Genomic DNA, 17,943 nt, shown 5'->3' with positions numbered 1-17,943 from the left:
TCGCGACCGTGGCTCAGGTTACCGACCGGGGCGGGGTCGGGGTGGTCACGCGGTGGCCAGTGCCGTGGCGAGCCGCTCGTCGAGCACGTCGCGCGTGCTCGCCGCGAACGACCTCGTGAGGTGGTTGTCGTCGCTGTAGACCACGAGTCCGCCGATGCGCGACAGGCAGCGGTCAGGCAGGCAGAACACGTCGGTGAGGTCGACGACGGGCACGCCGACCATCGCGGCGGCCTCCCGCATGGGGTCCGGCACCTCGGCCTCGGCCCGCGGCAGGCTGCACTCATGGGGCGATCCGGCGTCCTGCAGGCAGTCGGCTGCGCTCGCGGCGGCCTGCGGTGGCACGGCCGACATCTCGGGCGGGTCGGCGAGCACGACGACCCGCTTGCCGGACTCCAGGAGCGCCCGCATCGTGGCTGCGACGCGGTCGGCCGTGAGCAGCAGCGATCCGGCGTACAGGCGCGTGCGATTGCTCAGGACGACCGTCGTGATCGAGGGATCGGCCACGACCTCGGCGAGGACGTCGGTCAGCGCCGTCGCGCAGTTGTCGGCCTGGGTGGGGTCGGAGCCCCAGATGCTGCCGATCGGGTCGGTCGTGGCCATCGAGCAGCCCGAGACCAGGAAGGTGCTGAGGCGGGTGTCGTGCCGGGCCGAGACCTCGCCGAGGACCTCGGCCCAGCGTGTGGCGTGGGAGTCGCCGATCAGCGCGGTGCCGCCCTGGGGGTCGGACCCGCCGAGCTCGCACCGGCGGTACGTCGCCGCGGCGTTGGAGGACTCGCACTCCAGGACGGACGGCAGCGGCAGGTCGCCCGGGAAGGCCGTCTCGTCGGCGAGCAGCTCGATGTCCTCGGGGGATCCGCAGTCCGGGTCGAGCATCGCCGTGGCTCCGACGCACGGGCCGATCTGCTCGCCCACGACCGGGGGTGGGGGAGCGGTCCACCGTGAGAGCGGCAGGGTGCCGACGACGATCACGAGCGAGGCCACCGCGACCCCCAGGAACGTCGAGCTGGTGCCGTGCCACGCGCCCGTGCCGGGCCGGCGGATCGGGTCCTCGACGAAGTTCTTGGACGCCCAGCCGAGGGTGAAGCTGCCGAGCAGGATCGCAAGGCGCTCCGGGCGCGTGAGGTCGTGGCCCGTGGCGTACGGGAGCAGGATGATCAGGGGCCAGTGCCACAGGTAGACGCCGTACGAGACGTCGCCCATGAACTGCACGGGCCGCCACCGCATGAGCGGGGTCGGGGCGAGGCGGCCCCGGGGGGCTCCCGCGGCGATGACCGCCAGGGTGCCGACGACCGGCAGCGCGGCGGTGTAGCCGGGGAAGGGTGTCCGGTCGTCGAACATGACCATCGCGACCAGCACGGCCGCCGCGCCGGCCCAGGAGAGGGCCGTGGCGGGCCCGGCGCGGAGGGTCCCCACGAGTCCGCGGCGCACGGCCCACGCCAGCAGGCCCCCGGCGGCGAACTCCCACGCCCGCGTGGTCGTGACGAAGTACGCGCGGCCGGGGTCCGACGCCGTCAGGTCGATCGAGTGGATCAGGCTCAGCACCACGACGGCCGCGAGCGTGAGGCCGATCGCCCTGACCGGGTCGCGCCGCAGGCGCGTGGCCACCAGCACCACGAGCGCGATGAGCACGGGCCACACGAGGTAGAACTGCTCCTCGACTCCGAGCGACCAGAAGTGCTGCGTGGGGGACTTGACGTTCGAGAGCGCCATGTAGTCGACAGCCTGGCGCGCGAGCTCCCAGTTCTGGACGTAGAGGGTCGAGGTCCACAGCTCGCGCCCGAACTGCGGCCACCGGTTCTCGGGCACCAAGGCCCAGACGGCGACCGCGGTGGCGGCGATCGCCAGGAAGGAGGCGGGGAGCAGCCGGCGGGCGCGCCGGGCCCAGAAGCGCACGAGCCGCGGCGGCCCGGAGCGCTCGACCTCGCGCAGGAGGTGGTCGGTGATGAGGTAGCCGGACACCACGAAGAACACGTCGACGCCGACGTAGCCGCCGCTGAGGCGCGTCGGCCACAGGTGGTACAGCACCACCCCCAGGACCGCGACGGCCCGGAGCGCCTGAATCTCCGGCCGCACGCCGCCGCCCGCAGGCGCCGGAGCCGGCGCGGACGCGAGGGCGGGGGCGGGGGACGGCACGGAGCACGAGGATACGCGTTCGCCGCACCGTTCATGTCATCCGTACGGTGCACGCGTGTGCACTACGGTGGCGACATGCGCGACGTGACGTACCCGCCCGTCATCGTGACGGCCAAGACGCTCTTCAAGGTGCTGGGCATGAGCTTCCAGACCTCGGGCACCGAGCACATCCCGCGCTCCGGCGGTGCGGTGCTCGCGGCCAACCACATCAGCTACGTCGACTTCGTCTTCGACGGCCTCGCGGCGCAGCCCAGCAAGCGGCTCGTGCGGTTCATGGCCAAGCGGGAGGCGTTCGAGGGGGCCACGGGTCGTCTGATGCGGTCCTTCCACCACATCAGCGTCGACCGCGACCACGGCGAGCAGTCCTATGCCACGGCGGTCGAGTACCTGCGGTCGGGCGAGATCGTGGGGATCTTCCCGGAAGCCACGATCAGCAGGTCGATGGAGATCAAGGAGCTCAAGACCGGCGCGGTCCGCATGGCGGCCGAGGCCGGCGTGCCGTTGATCCCGATGGTCACGTGGGGCACCCAGCTGCTCAAGACCAAGGACCACGAGTCCGACATCTTCGGCCGGGGCAAGACGATCGGTCTGCACGTGGGCCCGCCGCTCGCCGTCACAGGGGAGGACCCGGTCGCCGAGACCGCCCTGCTGAAGGCGGAGATGACGCGGCTCCTCGAGCACGCGATCGCCGAGTACCCGATCGCGCCCGCGGGGCAGTGGTGGGCCCCGGCCCGCTTCGGCGGCCTCGCCCCGACCCCCGAGGAGGCCGCGCGCCTCGACGAGGAGGAGAAGGCCGCCAAGGCGGCTCGCCGCGCGGAGCGCGAGAACGGCTGAGCGCTTTCAGGATCGTGGGGCCACACTGGGGGTGACCCCTGAGGAGGCACCATGAAGGCCGTCTACGGCAGCACTGTCCTGGCCGAGGCTCCGCGTGAGGAGCTCGTCAAGATCGAGGGGAACTGGTACTTCCCGCCGTCGAGCCTGACCGAGGGCCAGTTCGCGCCGAGCGACACCGCCTACCACTGTCCGTGGAAGGGCGACGCGCAGTACTGGGACGTCGGCCACGGTGACGACCAGCTCGCTGACGGCGCGTGGTCGTACCCCGACCTCCTGCCGGGTGCGGTCGAGCGCGTCGGCACCGAGTTCGCCGGCTACGTCGCGTTCGACCGTCGGGTGACGGTCGAGGAGTAGCCCGGACGAGGTGGGCCCGGCGGGGGTGCCGGGCCGTGGGCGGCGAGGTGGGCCCGGCGGGGGTGCCGGGCCGTGGGCGGCGAGGTGGGCCCGGCGGGGGTGCCGGGCCGTGGGCGGCAGGTGGGATGATGAGCCGGTGAGCGAGCCCGTCGTCCTCGGCATCGAGTCGTCCTGCGACGAGACCGGTGTCGGCATCGTGCGGGGCACCGAGCTCCTGGCGCACGTCGTCGCCTCCAGCATGGAGGAGCACGTCCGCTTCGGCGGGATCGTGCCCGAGGTGGCCAGCCGCGCGCACCTGGAGGCCTTCGTCCCCACGCTCACCGGCGCGCTCGACGAGGCCGGTCTGACGATGTCCGACGTCGACGCGATCGCCGTCACGAGCGGTCCCGGGCTGACCGGAGCGCTGCTCGTGGGCCTCGCCGGGGCGAAGGCGCTGGCCCTGGCCCGCGACACGCCGCTGTACGGCGTCAACCACCTCGCGGCCCACGTGGCGGTCGACCAGCTCGAGCACGGCCGCTTCGACCGGCGGGTCGTGGCGCTGCTCGCGAGCGGGGGGCACTCCGAGATCCTCCTGGTCGACGACATCGCGACCGACGTGACCCTGCTCGGCCAGACGATCGACGACGCGGCGGGGGAGGCGTTCGACAAGGTCGCGCGCCTGCTCGGCCTGCCGTATCCCGGCGGCCCGCACATCGACCGGGTCGCGGCGGGTGGGGATCCCCGGGCCGTGCCGTTCCCGCGGGGCCTCACGGCCGCGCGCGACCAGGAGCGGCATCGCTGGAACTTCTCGTTCTCCGGCCTGAAGAGTGCGGTCTCACGTCACGTGCAGCGCGAGCAGCTCGCCGGACGTGAGCTCGTCGTCGCCGACGTCGCGGCGTCGTTCCAGGACGCGGTGTGCGACGTGCTCACGGCCAAGGCCGTCGAGGCGTGCCGTGTGCACGACGTCGGCACCCTCGTGGTGGGCGGCGGGGTCGCCGCCAACTCGCGGCTGCGCTGGTACGCCGAGCAGCGCTGTGCCGAGGCCGGCCTGGAGCTGCGCGTGCCGCGTCTCGGCCTGTGCACCGACAACGGAGCCATGGTGGCCGCGCTGGGTGCCGAGGTCGTGCGTCGCGGCCTGTCGCCCTCGCCCTTCGACCTGCGGGCCGACTCCGGTCTCCCGGTCACCTCGATCGTCGCCTGACTCCACCGCCCGCTCAGGGTGCGGGATGCCGGCGGAACCGCAGGATGCGGCCGGGCGCTGCCTGGGCCAGCAGGTCGGTGTCGGCGTCGACCACGACGCCGATCACGGGGTAGCCGCCCGTCGCCGGGTGGTCAGGCCCCAGCACGACTGGCAGCCCGGCCGAGGTGACCTGGATGCTGCCCCGCACGACCGCCTCCGACTCGAGCTCTCCCGCGACGGCCCGCTCCAGCGGTGGGCCGTCGAGACGCAGGCCGATCCGGTCGCTGCGGTCCGACACGGTCCAGCCCGTGCGGAGCAGCGTGTCGGCCGCGTCGGCGGAGAACCAGTCGTCGCGCGGACCGAGCACGACCCGCACCGTCAGGTCGCCGACGCCCCAGACGCCGGTGTCGAGCTGGCGCCGGTCGGGTCCGACGGGGCCCGGTGCCACGACGACCGGGGACCCGATCTCGAGCGGCGCTGGTCCGAGACCGGCGAGGGTGTCGGTCGACCGCGACCCGAGGACGGGGTCGGTGGCGATCCCGCCCGCGAATGCCACGACGCGGCGGAGCCCGACGACGGCGGGACCGACCGACAGCACGCCCCCCGCGGGCACGCGCAGGAGGCGCAGCGAGGACGCCGGCACGCCGTCGATCGTGAGTGGTCCCGGTGCGCCAGCCACCACGACGGCGGTCTCCCGACTCGCCCGGAGCGAGAGCGCGCCGACGACCTCGAGCACGGCGGCGCCCGGGGCGTTGCCGACGAGGGCGTTCGCCTGCCGGGCCGCCCGCCGGTCGAAGACCCCGGACGGGGACACCCCGATCTCCGAGCGGCCCGGTCGTCCCAGGTCCTGCACCAGGGCCGACCCGAGCATCGCCGTGACGCGCAGGCTCATGGCGTCGCCCCGGGACGCGCGACCGTGAACCGCACCCGGGTTCCCGGCTGCAGCAGGGCAGGCGGGTCGCGGTCGAGGTCCCAGACCGGGAGGTCGGTGCGCCCGAGCAGCTGCCATCCGCCGGGGGACTCTCGCGGGTAGATGCCGGAGTAGGGCCCGGCGAGCGCCACGGCCCCGGCCGGGACCCGCGACCGCGGGGTGCCGCGCCGGGGCACGTGCAGGCGCGGGTCGCCACCGGTCAGGTAGGCGAAGCCGGGGGCGAATCCCGTGAACGCGACGTCCCAGACCGCCGCAGTGTGCGCCGCGACCACCTCGTCGGCCGTCAGGCCGGTGAGCCCGGCGACCTCCGCCAGGTCGGGACCGTCGTAGACCACGGGCACCGTGACCTCGTGCAGCTCGCGCGCGGCGGCGTCGCCCGGTGACGTGCTGGCCAGGAGGCGGCGCACCTCGGCCGGATCGCCGCGCACCAGCAGGGTGCGCGCGCCCAGGGTCACGTCGGCCGCGCCGGCCAGGGCGGCGTGCCAGCCACGGGCCTCGGCCGCGTCGGTGCAGTCGAGCATCAGGGCCTGGTCGCCGACCGGCAGGAGCCTCACGCGAACGACCGCACCGTGTGGCCGGCGTCCTCCAGACCGGCGCGCACCGCGCGGGTGAGGTCGAGCGCCCCGGGGGAGTCGCCGTGGACGCACAGCGAGTCGACCTCGGCCGCCAGTCGGAGGGCCTGCGCCACGGCGGTCGCCGGGTCGTCGTGCACGGCACCGGGCTCCGAGCGCGGCACGAGCGTGCCGTCGGGTCGGTAGGCCCGGTCGGCGAAGCCCTCCCGCACGACCGGCAGCCCGTCGGCGCGGGCCAGGCGCAGGGAGGCCGCGTGGGGGAGCCCGAGCAGCCCGAGCCCGTACGGGGCGACGGCCTCGACGACGGCGCCCGCCTGGCGCTCGTCGGAGACGACGGTGTTGTAGAGCGCACCGTGCGGCTTGACGTATGCGACGTGCCCGCCCGACGCGTCGGCGATCTCGGCGAGCAGGTCGATCTGCTCGCGGAGCGACTCGATGAGCTCCTCGCTGTCGACCTCGAGCGGGCGCCGGCCGAATCCCTCGGGGTCGGCGTACCCTACCTGGGCCCCGATCGTGACGCCGCGCTCGACGGCCCTGGTGCACGCGGCGAGCATCAGGTCGATGCCGCCCGCGTACGCCCCGCAGCACACGTTGGCGCTGGTCACGACGTCCAGGAGCGCGAGGTCGTCCGGGCTCTCGGCGACGTCGGCGTTGAGGTCGACCTGCATGGCGTCAGCGTAGGCCCGCGGCGCGGCTCAGGGCTTCAGCGGCTCGACGAGGAACGCCCGGCCCTGGCCGTCGACGCGCGTCATGATGACCGTGGCGCGGTTGGGGCCGCTGAGCCGGAGCCGCTTGACGAGCTCCTCGGGCACGACCTGCACCCCGCGCTTCTTGATCGTCAGGGTCCCCACACGGCGCTGCTGCAGGGCAGCCTTGAGCGGCTTCTCGCGGAACGGGAGCTCGGCCGTGACCGCGAAGCGTCGCGCGAGCGGGGTGACGTCGCCGCGGTCGGCGCTCACGTAGGCGATGCGCGGGTCGGGGAGCCAGCCGCCCAGCTCCGCCGCGAGCTCGGCCACGACGCCGGCGCGGATCACGGCGTCGTCCGGCTCGTAGAGGTAGGCGCCGACTGGTGCGACGACGGCGGGCTCGTCGTGCAGGGCGAGCGTGGCGCCGGAGGGGAGCAGCGTCGCGCGCCGGCGGGTCCGGGCGTAGGGGCTGCCCCACAGACAGCACTCCACCAGGTCGCCCCCGTCGCTGACCCACTCGGCCTCGACGCCGGCCGGCACGTCGTCGTGCGCCAGGCCGGGCATGACCTTGGCGACGGCGCGGCCGTGCAGCAGCTCGCGCGCCCAGGGCCACGGCGGCTGGAGGTCGGCGGTGCCGAAGACCCGGCCCTTCCCGGTGCGGCGGGCCGGGTCGACGAAGGCCGTCTCGCCCGGCGCCACCTCGGTGCGCGTCGCGTCGCCCACCTCGACGTGACCGTCGAGGTCGAGCGCGCGGAGGTTCGCCGCGGCGATCGCCGCTCGGACGGGGTCCTGCTCGATCCCGCGGACGCGCAGGCCGGCCCGGGCGAACGCGATCAGGTCCGCGCCGATGCCGCACCCCAGGTCGACCACCGACGTGGCTCCTGCGCCGGCGAGCCGCTGGGCCCGGTGGTCGGCCACCCGGCGCCGCGTGGCCTGCTCGAGCGCGTCGTGCGTGAAGTACAGGCGCGCGGCGTCGGCGCCCAGCTTGGCCGCGGCCTTCCCGCGGAGGTGGTTCTGGGTGACGGCGGCAGCGACCAGGTCGTTGTCGTGGGTCTTGCGCAGCCGGGTGCCCAGTCCGAGGTCGGACTCCACCCCGGCGCGCTCGGCGATCTCGGCCAGCAGCTCCTGACCCTCCGGCGTCAGCAGCCGCTCGAAGGTCGCGAGCTCCATCCCGAGAGCGTATCGGTGGGGCGCCCGCCCCTTCGCCTCCCGGGCGCGCGGAGGCCGAGCTTGGCGGGTGACAAGCGGCACGGACCAGGAGCGGTGGGTGCAGGAGCCGTTCATCCGCGGGTGGCGTCCCGAAATGCGCCGAGATGTGGGTTTCCGCCGTGCCCGAACTGCACGTCTCGGCGCAAATCTCGGAAGGACGGTCGGTTGAGGGCCGCCGTACCCTGCGGTGTGGTCCATGCCGCTTGTCCCGTCCCCACCGTTCTTGGCACGTGACCGATTAGCACTCCCGTCGACCGAGTGCCAACGATCTGCTACCTTCGGAACTGGCACTCTCCACGTGAGATTGCTAGCCGTGCACGGCACCCGCGACGACGTGCGCAGCTCACCCGAAGAACCACAGACTCCACTCTCAGAACGAAGGGGAGGTCGACCAGTGTCGACTATCAAGCCGCTCGAGGACCGTCTCATCATCAAGACGAGCGAGGCCGAGCAGACCACCGCGTCCGGTCTCGTCATCCCGGACACCGCCAAGGAGAAGCCCCAGGAGGGCGAGGTCGTGGCCGTGGGCCCCGGTCGCATCGACGACAACGGCAACCGCGTCCCGATCGACGTCGCCGTGGGCGACAAGATCATCTTCAGCAAGTACGGCGGAACCGAGGTCAAGCACGCCGGTCAGGACTACCTGATCCTCTCGGCGCGCGACATCCTCGCCGTCATCTCCTGATGCGCTGACGCCCCGGCCCGCCCTCCCACCTCGTGGGCGGGGCGCCGGGGCGCTCGCGTCTCCCATCCTTTTTCGCACTCAGAGAGGCTCACCATGCCCAAGATCCTGGAGTTCGACGAGAACGCCCGCCGCGCCCTCGAGCGCGGTGTCGACAAGCTCGCCGACACCGTCAAGGTCACGCTCGGCCCCAAGGGCCGCTACGTCGTGCTCGACAAGAAGTGGGGCGCCCCCACGATCACCAACGACGGTGTCACCGTCGCCCGTGAGGTCGAGCTCGACGACCCCTTCGAGAACCTCGGCGCCCAGCTCGCCAAGGAGGTCGCCACCAAGACGAACGACGTCGCCGGTGACGGCACCACCACCGCCACCGTGCTGGCCCAGGCGATGGTCCACGAGGGCCTGCGCGCCGTGGCCGCCGGCGCCAACCCGGTCGGTCTGAAGAAGGGCATCGAGGCGGCCGTCGCGGCCGTCGTCGAGAAGCTCCACGAGACGGCCCGCACCGTCGACGACGTCAAGGACATGACGGCCGTCGCCACGGTGTCCAGCCGTGACGCCCACATCGGCGAGCTCATCGCCGAGGCCTTCGACAAGGTCGGCAAGGACGGCGTCATCACGGTCGAGGAGTCCAACACCCTCGGCACGCAGCTCGACTTCACCGAGGGCATGCAGTTCGACAAGGGCTACCTGAGCCCGTACATGGTCACCGACACCGAGCGCATGGAGGCCGTCCTCGACGACCCCTACGTCCTGCTGCACAGCGGCAAGATCTCGGCCGTCTCCGACCTCCTCCCGTTGCTCGAGAAGGTCATCGCCGCCGGCAAGACCTTGTTCGTGATCGCCGAGGACATCGAGGGCGAGGCGCTCAGCACGCTCGTCGTCAACAAGATCCGCGGCACCTTCACCTCGGTCGCGGTCAAGGCCCCGGCCTTCGGCGACCGTCGCAAGGCGATCCTGCAGGACATCGCGACGCTCACCGGCGCCACGGTCGTCACGCCCGACGTCGGCCTCAAGCTCGACTCGGTCGGCCTGGAGGTGCTCGGCACCGCGCGTCGCATCGTCGTCACCAAGGACGACACCACGATCGTCGAGGGCGGCGGCGACGCCGCCGAGGTCAGCGGTCGCGTGGCGCAGATCAAGTCCGAGATCGAGCTCTCCGACTCCGACTGGGACAAGGAGAAGCTCCAGGAGCGTCTCGCGAAGCTCGCCGGCGGCGTCTGCGTGATCCAGGTCGGCGCGGCCACCGAGGTCGAGCTCAAGGAGAAGAAGCACCGCATCGAGGACGCCGTCTCGGCGACCCGAGCGGCCATCGAGGAGGGCATCGTCCCCGGCGGTGGCTCCGCGCTCGTCCACGCGGTCTCGGTGCTCGACGGCGACCTCGGTCTGACCGGCGACGAGGCCTTCGGTGTCCGCATCGTCCGCAAGGGTGCCGACGCCCCGCTGGAGTGGATCGCCCGCAACGGTGGTGCCGCCGGCGAGGTCGTCGTGAGCAAGGTCCGCGAGTCGGGCCAGGGCTACAACGGCGCCACGGGTGAGTACGGCGACCTGCTCGCGCAGGGCATCCTCGACCCGGTCAAGGTCACGCGTTCGGCCCTGGCCAACGCGGCCTCGATCACGGCGATGCTGCTGACGACCGAGACCCTCGTGGCCGAGAAGCCGGCCGAGGACGAGGCCGACGCCCACGCGGGTCACCAGCACTGATCGGTCCATCTGGTCCGAACGGCCCGTCCCCCTCGTGGGGGGCGGGCCGTTCGGCGTCCCGGGCGGGTGCCGCGCCATGGGTCGGGGGTGTTAGGTAAACCTTGCCAAGGTCAGGGTAGCCTTGCCGACATGAAGACTCGCTCCATCGCCGGCGCCGTCGTCGGCGCCCTCCTGCTCCTGCCCCTGGCCGCGTGCGGCTCCGACTCCGACTCCGACTCCGGCTCCGGTGACGGCAACGTCGACCAGACCGACGGCATCGACGTCGACCTGCCGGACGGTGGCCCCGAGCGCATCGTGGCTCAGAGCACCATGGCCGCGGCGCTCACGCAGCTCGGGCTCGGCGACCGGATCGTCGGTACGTTCGGCCCGCTCGAGGGCCCCGACGGCGGCGTCGACAGCCAGGCCGCCGGCCTCGACCCGGAGTCGGTCGAGGACGTTACGGGAGCCGGCGACTACGGCGACATCGACGAGGAGAAGGTCGCCGCGCTCGATCCCGACCTGATCATCACCTCGAGCTACATCGAGGGCGACTACTGGTACATGTCGAAGCCGATCCACGACAGCCTCGGCAAGCAGTGGGACATCGTGGCCGTCAGCTACGACGGCCTGGACCTCACCGAGCAGATCGAGTCGGTGCAGGACCTCGCCGGCGAGCTGGGTGCCGACCTCGAGAGCGAGGAGGTCACGGCGGGCGAAGCCGCCTTCGAGGAGGCCTCGGCCACGGCCACGGACCTCGGTGAGCAGCTCACCGCGGCCGGCAAGACCGCGATCGCCGTCTCGGGCTCGGTCGACAGCTACTACGTCTCGAACCCGGCCGTCTCGGCCGATCTGAACTACTGGGTCGAGACCCTGGGCCTGCCGATCGTCGTGCCGGACAACCCGGACCCGCAGGGCTACTTCGAGACCCTCAGCTGGGAGGAGTCGGACAAGTACAACGCCGACCTCGCGCTGTACGACGACCGTCAGGGTCAGGCCGGGCTGGAGGCTCTCAAGGCGCAGCCGGTCTTCGCGACCATCGCGGCCGCCCAGAACGACGCCTTCACCCCGTGGACCTCGGTCTACCCGCCGACGTACGCCGAGGCGGCCACCCTGCTCAACCGGTTCACGACCGCGGCGCAGGGTCTGCTCTGATCCATGGCGCTCCGCACGCCCGGCTTCCTGGCCGACCAGGTCATGAAGTCGGCCCACGCCGCGACCCTGGTCCGCCGTCGCGACCTCGGGCACGGGCTCATCGAGCTCGTGCTCGGGTCCGACGACTTTCGGGAGGCGACGATCCTGCCGGGCGACTCCACGGCCTTTCGCACCAGCCGCACCGAGTTCCGGCACTACACCCCGGCGCGGATCGACGCCGCGTCCGGGGAGCTCTCGATCATCGTCCACCGGCACGGGTCGGGGCCCGGTGAGGAGCTGATCCTCAGCTGGCACGAGGGCGATCCGGTGGCGGTGTGTCAGTGGGGCTCGAAGAAGAGCTTCCGCTGGGAGGCCGGCGACGAGCCCGTGCTCGTCGTGGGCGACGCGACGGTCATCAGCCTCGCGATGGCCTTCGGCGACCGGTGCCGGTCCGAGGGGCGTCCCTTCCAGGCCCTTCTCGAGGTCGACCCGGGCGACGTCGAGGCCACCGGCGAGCTAGTGCCGCAGGCCACGGTCGTGGCCCGCTCGGGCGCCCACGGCCTCGACGCCGAGGCGTGGCTGCAGCGGCACGCGGAGCAGCTCGACGCCACGACCACGGTCTACCTCGCCGGTCACGGGCAGTCGATCCAGCGGCAGCGTCGGGTGCTGCTGGACCTGACGCCGATCGACCGGCGCAGCATCCGCACCCAGCCCTACTGGGCCGACGGCAAGACCGGCCTCTGAGCGGTCGGACCACGGCCGCGGTGACGTGTCCCACACGACGCTCACCGCGGCCGGAGCCGTCGTCGGGGGCGCGTACGATGACGTCATGAGTGGTGGAATCCCCGACAAGTTCCAGACGCTGGGACTCACCTACGACGACGTCCTGCTGCTGCCCGGCGAGACCGACGTCATCCCGAGCGAGGTCGACACGACCGCGCGTCTGACCCGGGAGCTCACGCTGCGGATCCCGCTGCTGTCGAGCGCGATGGACACCGTCACGGAGTCGCGCATGGCGATCGCCATGGCCCGCGAGGGTGGCATCGGCATCCTGCACCGCAACCTCTCGATCGAGGACCAGGCGTACCAGGTCGACCTCGTCAAGCGCACGCAGACGGGCATGATCCCGAACCCCGTCACGATCGGCCCCAAGGCGACGCTGGAGGATCTCGACGCCAAGTGCGGCGAGTACCGCGTCTCGGGCCTGCCCGTCGTCGACGAGGACGGCACGCTCATCGGCATCATCACCAACCGCGACCTGCGGTTCACGCCCGTGGCGGAGTGGGCCAGCACGCACGTCGGCGACGTCATGACCCCCATGCCGCTGATCACGGGTCAGGTCGGCATCACCCGCGACGAGGCACAGTCCCTGCTGCGCCAGCACAAGCGTGAGCGGCTGCCGATCGTCGACGCCGACGGCCAGCTCGCCGGGCTCATCACGGTCAAGGACTTCGTCAAGTCCGAGCAGTTCCCGCTCGCCAGCAACGACTCCTCGGGCCGCCTCATGGTCGGCGCCGCGGTCGGCTTCTTCGGCGACGCGTGGGAGCGGGCCAACCAGCTGCGTGAGGCCGGCGTCGACGTGCTCGTCGTCGACACCGCCCACGGCCACGCGCGGCTCCTGCTCGACATGATCCGTCGTATCAAGGCCGACTCCGCCTTCGACGGCGTCCAGATCATCGGCGGCAACGTCGCCACGCGCGAGGGTGCCCAGGCGTTGGTCGACGCCGGGGTCGACGCCGTCAAGGTCGGCGTCGGTCCGGGCTCGATCTGCACCACGCGCGTCGTCGCGGGCGTCGGCGTCCCCCAGATCACGGCGGTCTACGAGGCGTCGCTCGCGGCCGGCCCTGCGGGGGTCCCGGTCATCGCCGACGGCGGGCTGCAGTACTCCGGCGACATCGCGAAGGCGCTCGTCGCCGGCGCCGACACCGTCATGGTGGGCTCGCTGCTCGCCGGTTGCGAGGAGAGCCCCGGCGACCTGATCTTCGTCGGCGGCAAGCAGTACAAGTCGTACCGCGGCATGGGCTCGCTCGGGGCGATGGCCTCGCGCGGCAAGAAGTCCTACTCCAAGGACCGCTACTTCCAGGCCGACGTCACGAGCGACGACCAGATCGTGCCCGAGGGCATCGAGGGCCAGGTGGCTTACCGCGGTCCCGTCGGCGCGGTGGCCCACCAGCTCGTGGGAGGCCTGCACCAGTCGATGTTCTACGTCGGCGCCCGCACGATCGACGACCTGCAGACCAAGGGCAAGTTCGTGCGCATCACCTCGGCCGGGCTCAAGGAGTCGCACCCGCACGACATCCAGATGACCGTCGAGGCCCCCAACTACGCCGGTCGCTGAGCTAGCCGCGCTGCTCAGCACGGCAACTGGTGACTTCGCACGGCACAGGAGCCGTGGGAAGTCACCATCCTCCGTGTGAAGTCGAGCGCGCGGCCACGCAAGCGGCCGCGGGACCCACCGCTTCTGGTCCATGCTGCTTGTCCTGCACGACGAACGGCCCGCGCCTCGACCCGGCCTCGCGGGTGCCTCGTCCTGCCGCCGATAGGGTGGGCGCCATGGCAGACCTCGACATCGGAGCCGCGAAGCGCGGCCGCCGGGCCTACTCCTTCGACGACATCGCGATCGTGCCGAGCCGGCGTACGCGTGACCCGGAGGAGGTCTCGACGGCCTGGCAGATCGACGCCTACCGCTTCGAGCTCCCGGTGCTGGCCGCGCCGATGGACTCGGTCATGAGCCCGGCCACGGCGATCGCGCTCGGCCGGCTCGGCGGGCTGGGCGTGCTCGACCTCGAGGGACTGTGGACCCGCTACGAGGACCCGGAGCCGCTCCTGGCGGAGATCGCGAGTCTCGACACGGTCGCGGCGAATGCCCGCATGCAGGAGATCTACGCCGAGTCGATCAAGCCCGAGCTGATCGTGAGCCGGCTGCAGGAGATCCGTGACGCGGGTGTCACGGTCGCGGCCGCGCTCTCGCCCCAGCGCACCAAGCAGTTCGCCGACGTCGTCGTGCGCGCCGGGGTCGACCTGTTCGTGATCCGCGGCACGACGGTCTCGGCCGAGCACGTCTCGGGCCAGGCCGAGCCGCTCAACCTCAAGGAGTTCATCTACGAGCTCGACGTCCCGGTCATCGTGGGTGGCTGCGCGACCTACCAGGCCGCCCTCCACCTGATGCGCACCGGCGCCGCGGGGGTCCTGGTCGGATTCGGTGGCGGCGCCGCGCACACGACGCGGTCGGTCCTGGGTGTCTCGGTGCCGATGGCGTCGGCCGTGGCCGACGTGGCCGCCGCGCGCCGCGACTACCTCGACGAGTCGGGCGGTCGCTACGTGCACGTCATCGCCGACGGGTCGATCGGTCGCAGTGGCGACATCGCGAAGGCCGTGGCGTGCGGCGCCGACGCCGTCATGATCGGGTCCCCGCTGGCGCGCGCCCACGAGGCGCCGGGCCGCGGCTTCCACTGGGGCGCCGAGGCGTGGCACGCCGAGCTGCCCCGGGGCCAGCGCGTCGAGTTCGGCACGATCGGCACGCTCGAGTCGGTCCTGTTCGGGCCCTCGACCGTGCCCGACGGCACGATGAACCTGATCGGTGCCCTGCGCCGCGCGATGGCCACGACGGGGTACACCGAGCTCAAGGAGTTCCAGCGGGTCGAGGTCGTCGTCGGGTGATCCCGGTCGCCCTGGTCGAGGTGGCCGTGGACGACCCTGTCGTGCAGCGGATGCGTCAGGCCATGGGTGAGGAGATGGCGGCCCTGTACGGGCGGCCCCGGCATGCGTCACCGGCCGAGGACATCGACCCGGGCTCGGTCGTCGTGACGCTGCTCGCGCGGCAGGGAGACCTGCCGGTGGGCACGGGAGCGCTGCGCCGGCTCGGACCGGATCTCGAGGTCAAGCGGATGTACGTCCCGCCCGCAGGACGCGGTCGGGGCCTGGGTCGGCTGTTGCTGGAGAACCTGGAGGAGCGGGCGCGGCACGCCGGCGCCCCGCGCCTGCTCCTGCACACGGGGTCGCGCCAGGAGTCGGCGCTGGCTCTGTACCGGGCGAGCGGATACACGGAGGTGCCGGTGTTCGAGCCCTACCTGTCGGTGCCCGACTCGGTCTGCTTCGCGAAGCATCTCGCTGCGGACCGCGCACCGTGAGGGTCGCGGTGGCGCAGCTGACCTCCGTCCCGGGGGACGTGGCAGCCAATGTCGCGACCGCGGTCGACGCCGTGTCCCGGGCCGACGGGGCGTCGCTCCTGGTGCTGCCGGAGCTCTTCCTGACCGGTTACACGCTCCCGCCGGCGGTCATCGCGCTGGACGATCCGTGCCTCGCCCCGTTGCAGGAGGCCGCCGCCGCAGCGGGAGCTGTCGTGCTCGCGGGCGCGGCCATCGCGGGCGCCGAGCGGCCGACCCTGACGACCCTCGCATTCGGCGGGACCGCGCCGCAGCGGGTCTACGACAAGCAGCACCTCTCGGGTGGGGAGCAGGAGTGCTTCGCGGCCGGCGAGGCGGGCACCGTCCTGGACCTCGCAGGGGACCGGATCGCCCTGGCCACCTGCTACGACACCTGCTTTCCCGAGCACGGCCGAGCTGCCGCCGACGCGGGAGCCGTGCTCTACGCCGCCTCGATCGCCTACTACGCCGGCAGCGAGCACCGACGCGACCTCTACACCCGCGCTCGAGCGCTCGACAACGGCTTCTTCGTGGCGGTCGGCGCCCTCGTGGGACCGTGCGGCGAGGGCGAGTTCTGCGGAGGAGCCGCGATCCACGACCCGGAGGGACGCACCCTGGTGGCGGTGCCCGACGGCGAGCAGGGGGTCGTGATCGCCGATCTCGAGCTGGATCTCGTCGCGGCGACCCGCGCGGCTCATCCCATGCTGGCGGAACGGCGGGCCCTCGGCCCGGCGCGGAGCGTGCGGCTCTGAGGGGTCGACGGGCGACCCGGCACCGCACCTGACCTGCGACGGTGGCACGGTTCACATACCGGCGGTATGCTCGCCCCCATGTCGACCACGTCTGTTCGCCCCAGTGTCTCCGACGCCCGCGTGGACGCGCCGGTCAGCGCGGCCCGGGCGGCCGAGCTGACCTCCCTGATCCGCAGCACGACGGGCGAGGTCCGCACGACGTCGACCCCCTTCACGGGCGAGGCGCTCGCCGAGGTGCCGGTCTCGAGTCCGAGCGACGTCGACGACGCCTTCGACGCCGCTCGCGCGATCCAGCCCCGCTGGGCCTCGACCTCGGTGCGCGACCGGGCCGGCATGCTGCTGCGCCTGCACGATCTCGTGCTCGCCCACCAGAACGAGCTGATGGACCTGATCCAGCTCGAGTCGGGCAAGACCCGCAAGCACGCCTACGACGAGGTCCTCCACCTGGCGCTCACGGCCCGCTACTACGGCCGGCGCCTGCGCTACCTGGCCGGATCGCGACGTGGCGTCGGCGTGTTCCCGTTCCTGACCCAGATCACGGTCCACCACGTGCCGAAGGGCGTCGTGGGCATCATCAGCCCCTGGAACTACCCCCTCACGATGGCCCTGGCCGACGGTCTGCCCGCGATCGCGGCCGGCAACGTCGTCGTCCAGAAGCCCGACAGCCAGAGCCCCTTGACCGCGCTCGCCGCCCTGGAGCTGCTGCGCAAGGCCGGCGTCCCGGCCGACGTCTGGCAGATGGTCAGCGGTGCGGGCTCCGTCGTCGGCACGGCGATCGTGCAGCAGGCCGACTACATCTGCTTCACGGGATCGACCGCGACCGGCACGGGCATCGCCAAGCTCGCCGCGGAGCGGCTCATCGGCTACTCCCTCGAGCTCGGCGGCAAGAACCCCATGATCGTGCTCCCCGGCGCCGACGTCGAGAAGGCGGCCGAGGGCGCGGTCGGGGCCTGCTTCTCGTCGGCCGGCCAGCTGTGCGTCTCGATCGAGCGGCTCTACGTGCACGACTCGTTGTACGACGACTTCCGCGACGCGTTCGTGCGCCGCGTCCGCGCCATGAGCCTCGGGGCCTCGCTCGACTGGGACGTCGACATGGGCTCGCTGGTCTCGGCCAGCCAGCTCGAGACCGTCACCAAGCACGTCGACGACGCCGTGGCCAACGGCGCCACGGTCCTCGCGGGCGGACGGGCCCGGCCCGACCTCGGTCCATACTTCTTCGAGCCCACGGTGCTGGAGGACGTCACCGAGGCGGCCGAGTGCTTCGCGGAGGAGACCTTCGGCCCGCTGGTCTCGCTCTACCGCTTCGCGGACGTCGACGAGGCCGTCGCGCTCGCCAACGCCGGGGAGTACGGGCTCAACGCCTCGATCTTCGGACCCGTGGGCCTGGCCCGCGCCCTCGCGCCGCGGATCAAGGCCGGCACGGTCAACGTCAACGAGGGCTTCGGCGCCACGTTCGGCAGCGTCGACGCGCCCATGGGGGGCATGCGGACCTCGGGCACGGGCCGTCGCCAGGGCGAGGAGGGCTACTACCGGTACACCGAGACCCAGTCGGTCGGCGTCCAGCGCCTCCTGCCCGTCGCGGGCCCTGCCGCGGTCCCCGCCAAGCCGTACGCTGCCGTCCTGACGTTCCTGCTGCGCGTCCTGCGCCGCACGACCGTCCGCCGCTGAGAAGGAG

17 protein-coding genes are annotated in these 17,943 nt (G+C 72.5%); 12 read left to right on the top strand and 5 right to left on the bottom strand.

Going from position 1 to position 17,943, the window contains the following annotated elements:
• Positions 1-45: 45 nt before the first annotated feature.
• Complete coding sequence (locus KAG51_RS06150; RefSeq protein WP_290581718.1) at positions 46-2,133, bottom strand: acyltransferase family protein; 2,088 nt, start codon at positions 2,131-2,133, stop codon at positions 46-48.
• 75 nt (positions 2,134-2,208) lie between these two features.
• Here KAG51_RS06150 and KAG51_RS06145 point away from each other — a divergent pair, with 75 nt between their 5' ends.
• From KAG51_RS06145 to tsaD, 3 genes are all read left to right on the top strand, one after another.
• On the top strand, positions 2,209-2,967 hold the full coding sequence (locus tag KAG51_RS06145) for a lysophospholipid acyltransferase family protein (protein WP_290581716.1): 759 nt from the start codon (positions 2,209-2,211) through the stop codon (positions 2,965-2,967).
• Positions 2,968-3,018: 51 nt separating this feature from the next.
• On the top strand, positions 3,019-3,321 hold the full coding sequence (locus tag KAG51_RS06140; protein ID WP_290581714.1) for a DUF427 domain-containing protein: 303 nt from the start codon (positions 3,019-3,021) through the stop codon (positions 3,319-3,321).
• A gap of 136 nt (positions 3,322-3,457) precedes the next feature.
• The gene (tsaD, locus tag KAG51_RS06135) at positions 3,458-4,501 is read left to right on the top strand and encodes a tRNA (adenosine(37)-N6)-threonylcarbamoyltransferase complex transferase subunit TsaD (RefSeq protein WP_290581713.1); all 1,044 of its coding nucleotides are present in this window, start codon (positions 3,458-3,460) and stop codon (positions 4,499-4,501) included.
• 13 nt (positions 4,502-4,514) lie between these two features.
• On the opposite strand, the gene KAG51_RS06130 is transcribed toward tsaD, so the two are convergent.
• Genes KAG51_RS06130 through KAG51_RS06115 form a run of 4 tightly spaced genes read right to left on the bottom strand, consistent with a single transcriptional unit; the run spans position 4,515 to position 7,839 of the window.
• Positions 4,515-5,372, bottom strand: a complete 858-nt coding sequence (locus KAG51_RS06130) for a biotin-dependent carboxyltransferase family protein (RefSeq protein ID WP_290581711.1) — start codon at positions 5,370-5,372, stop codon at positions 4,515-4,517.
• On the bottom strand, positions 5,369-5,965 hold the full coding sequence (locus KAG51_RS06125) for an allophanate hydrolase subunit 1 (RefSeq protein WP_290581709.1): 597 nt from the start codon (positions 5,963-5,965) through the stop codon (positions 5,369-5,371). Before KAG51_RS06125 ends, KAG51_RS06130 begins: the two co-directional genes overlap by 4 nt.
• Positions 5,962-6,651, bottom strand: a complete 690-nt coding sequence (locus KAG51_RS06120) for a 5-oxoprolinase subunit PxpA (protein ID WP_290581707.1) — start codon at positions 6,649-6,651, stop codon at positions 5,962-5,964. The genes KAG51_RS06125 and KAG51_RS06120 overlap by 4 nt, the downstream gene beginning before the upstream one ends.
• 27 nt (positions 6,652-6,678) lie before the next feature.
• Positions 6,679-7,839, bottom strand: a complete 1,161-nt coding sequence (locus KAG51_RS06115) for a class I SAM-dependent methyltransferase (RefSeq protein ID WP_290581705.1) — start codon at positions 7,837-7,839, stop codon at positions 6,679-6,681.
• A gap of 433 nt (positions 7,840-8,272) precedes the next feature.
• Here KAG51_RS06115 and groES point away from each other — a divergent pair, with 433 nt between their 5' ends.
• The 9 genes from groES (at position 8,273) to KAG51_RS06070 (ending at position 17,936) form a co-directional block, all read left to right on the top strand.
• Positions 8,273-8,563: a co-chaperone GroES gene (gene groES / locus KAG51_RS06110; RefSeq protein ID WP_290581703.1), complete on the top strand. Its 291-nt coding sequence runs from the start codon at positions 8,273-8,275 to the stop codon at positions 8,561-8,563.
• A gap of 93 nt (positions 8,564-8,656) precedes the next feature.
• Positions 8,657-10,261, top strand: a complete 1,605-nt coding sequence (gene groL, locus KAG51_RS06105) for a chaperonin GroEL (RefSeq protein WP_290581701.1) — start codon at positions 8,657-8,659, stop codon at positions 10,259-10,261.
• 129 nt (positions 10,262-10,390) lie between these two features.
• On the top strand, positions 10,391-11,392 hold the full coding sequence (locus tag KAG51_RS06100) for an ABC transporter substrate-binding protein (RefSeq protein ID WP_290581699.1): 1,002 nt from the start codon (positions 10,391-10,393) through the stop codon (positions 11,390-11,392).
• Positions 11,393-11,395: 3 nt separating this feature from the next.
• A complete protein-coding gene (locus KAG51_RS06095) occupies positions 11,396-12,115 on the top strand; it encodes an SIP domain-containing protein (RefSeq protein WP_290581697.1) in 720 nt (239 codons plus the stop codon).
• An 85-nt stretch (positions 12,116-12,200) separates the two neighbouring features.
• Positions 12,201-13,709, top strand: a complete 1,509-nt coding sequence (gene guaB, locus KAG51_RS06090; RefSeq protein WP_290581695.1) for an IMP dehydrogenase — start codon at positions 12,201-12,203, stop codon at positions 13,707-13,709.
• Between the two features lie 215 nt (positions 13,710-13,924).
• The gene (locus KAG51_RS06085) at positions 13,925-15,031 is read left to right on the top strand and encodes a GuaB3 family IMP dehydrogenase-related protein (protein ID WP_290581693.1); all 1,107 of its coding nucleotides are present in this window, start codon (positions 13,925-13,927) and stop codon (positions 15,029-15,031) included.
• On the top strand, positions 15,028-15,501 hold the full coding sequence (locus KAG51_RS06080; protein WP_290581691.1) for a GNAT family N-acetyltransferase: 474 nt from the start codon (positions 15,028-15,030) through the stop codon (positions 15,499-15,501). Before KAG51_RS06085 ends, KAG51_RS06080 begins: the two co-directional genes overlap by 4 nt.
• A gap of 8 nt (positions 15,502-15,509) precedes the next feature.
• Positions 15,510-16,268 (top strand): carbon-nitrogen hydrolase family protein, encoded by a 759-nt coding sequence (locus KAG51_RS06075; RefSeq protein ID WP_290581689.1) that lies wholly within the window; start codon positions 15,510-15,512, stop codon positions 16,266-16,268.
• 78 nt (positions 16,269-16,346) lie between these two features.
• A complete protein-coding gene (locus KAG51_RS06070; RefSeq protein ID WP_290581687.1) occupies positions 16,347-17,936 on the top strand; it encodes a succinic semialdehyde dehydrogenase in 1,590 nt (529 codons plus the stop codon).
• The last annotated feature ends 7 nt before the right edge of the window (positions 17,937-17,943 follow it).

This window comes from Aeromicrobium sp. (assembly GCF_023146395.1).
In the GTDB taxonomy this organism is placed as follows: Bacteria; Actinomycetota; Actinomycetes; order Propionibacteriales; family Nocardioidaceae; genus Aeromicrobium.
Note: the sequence above shows the minus strand (reverse complement) of the source record. Positions and strands in the feature narration are given on the sequence as shown.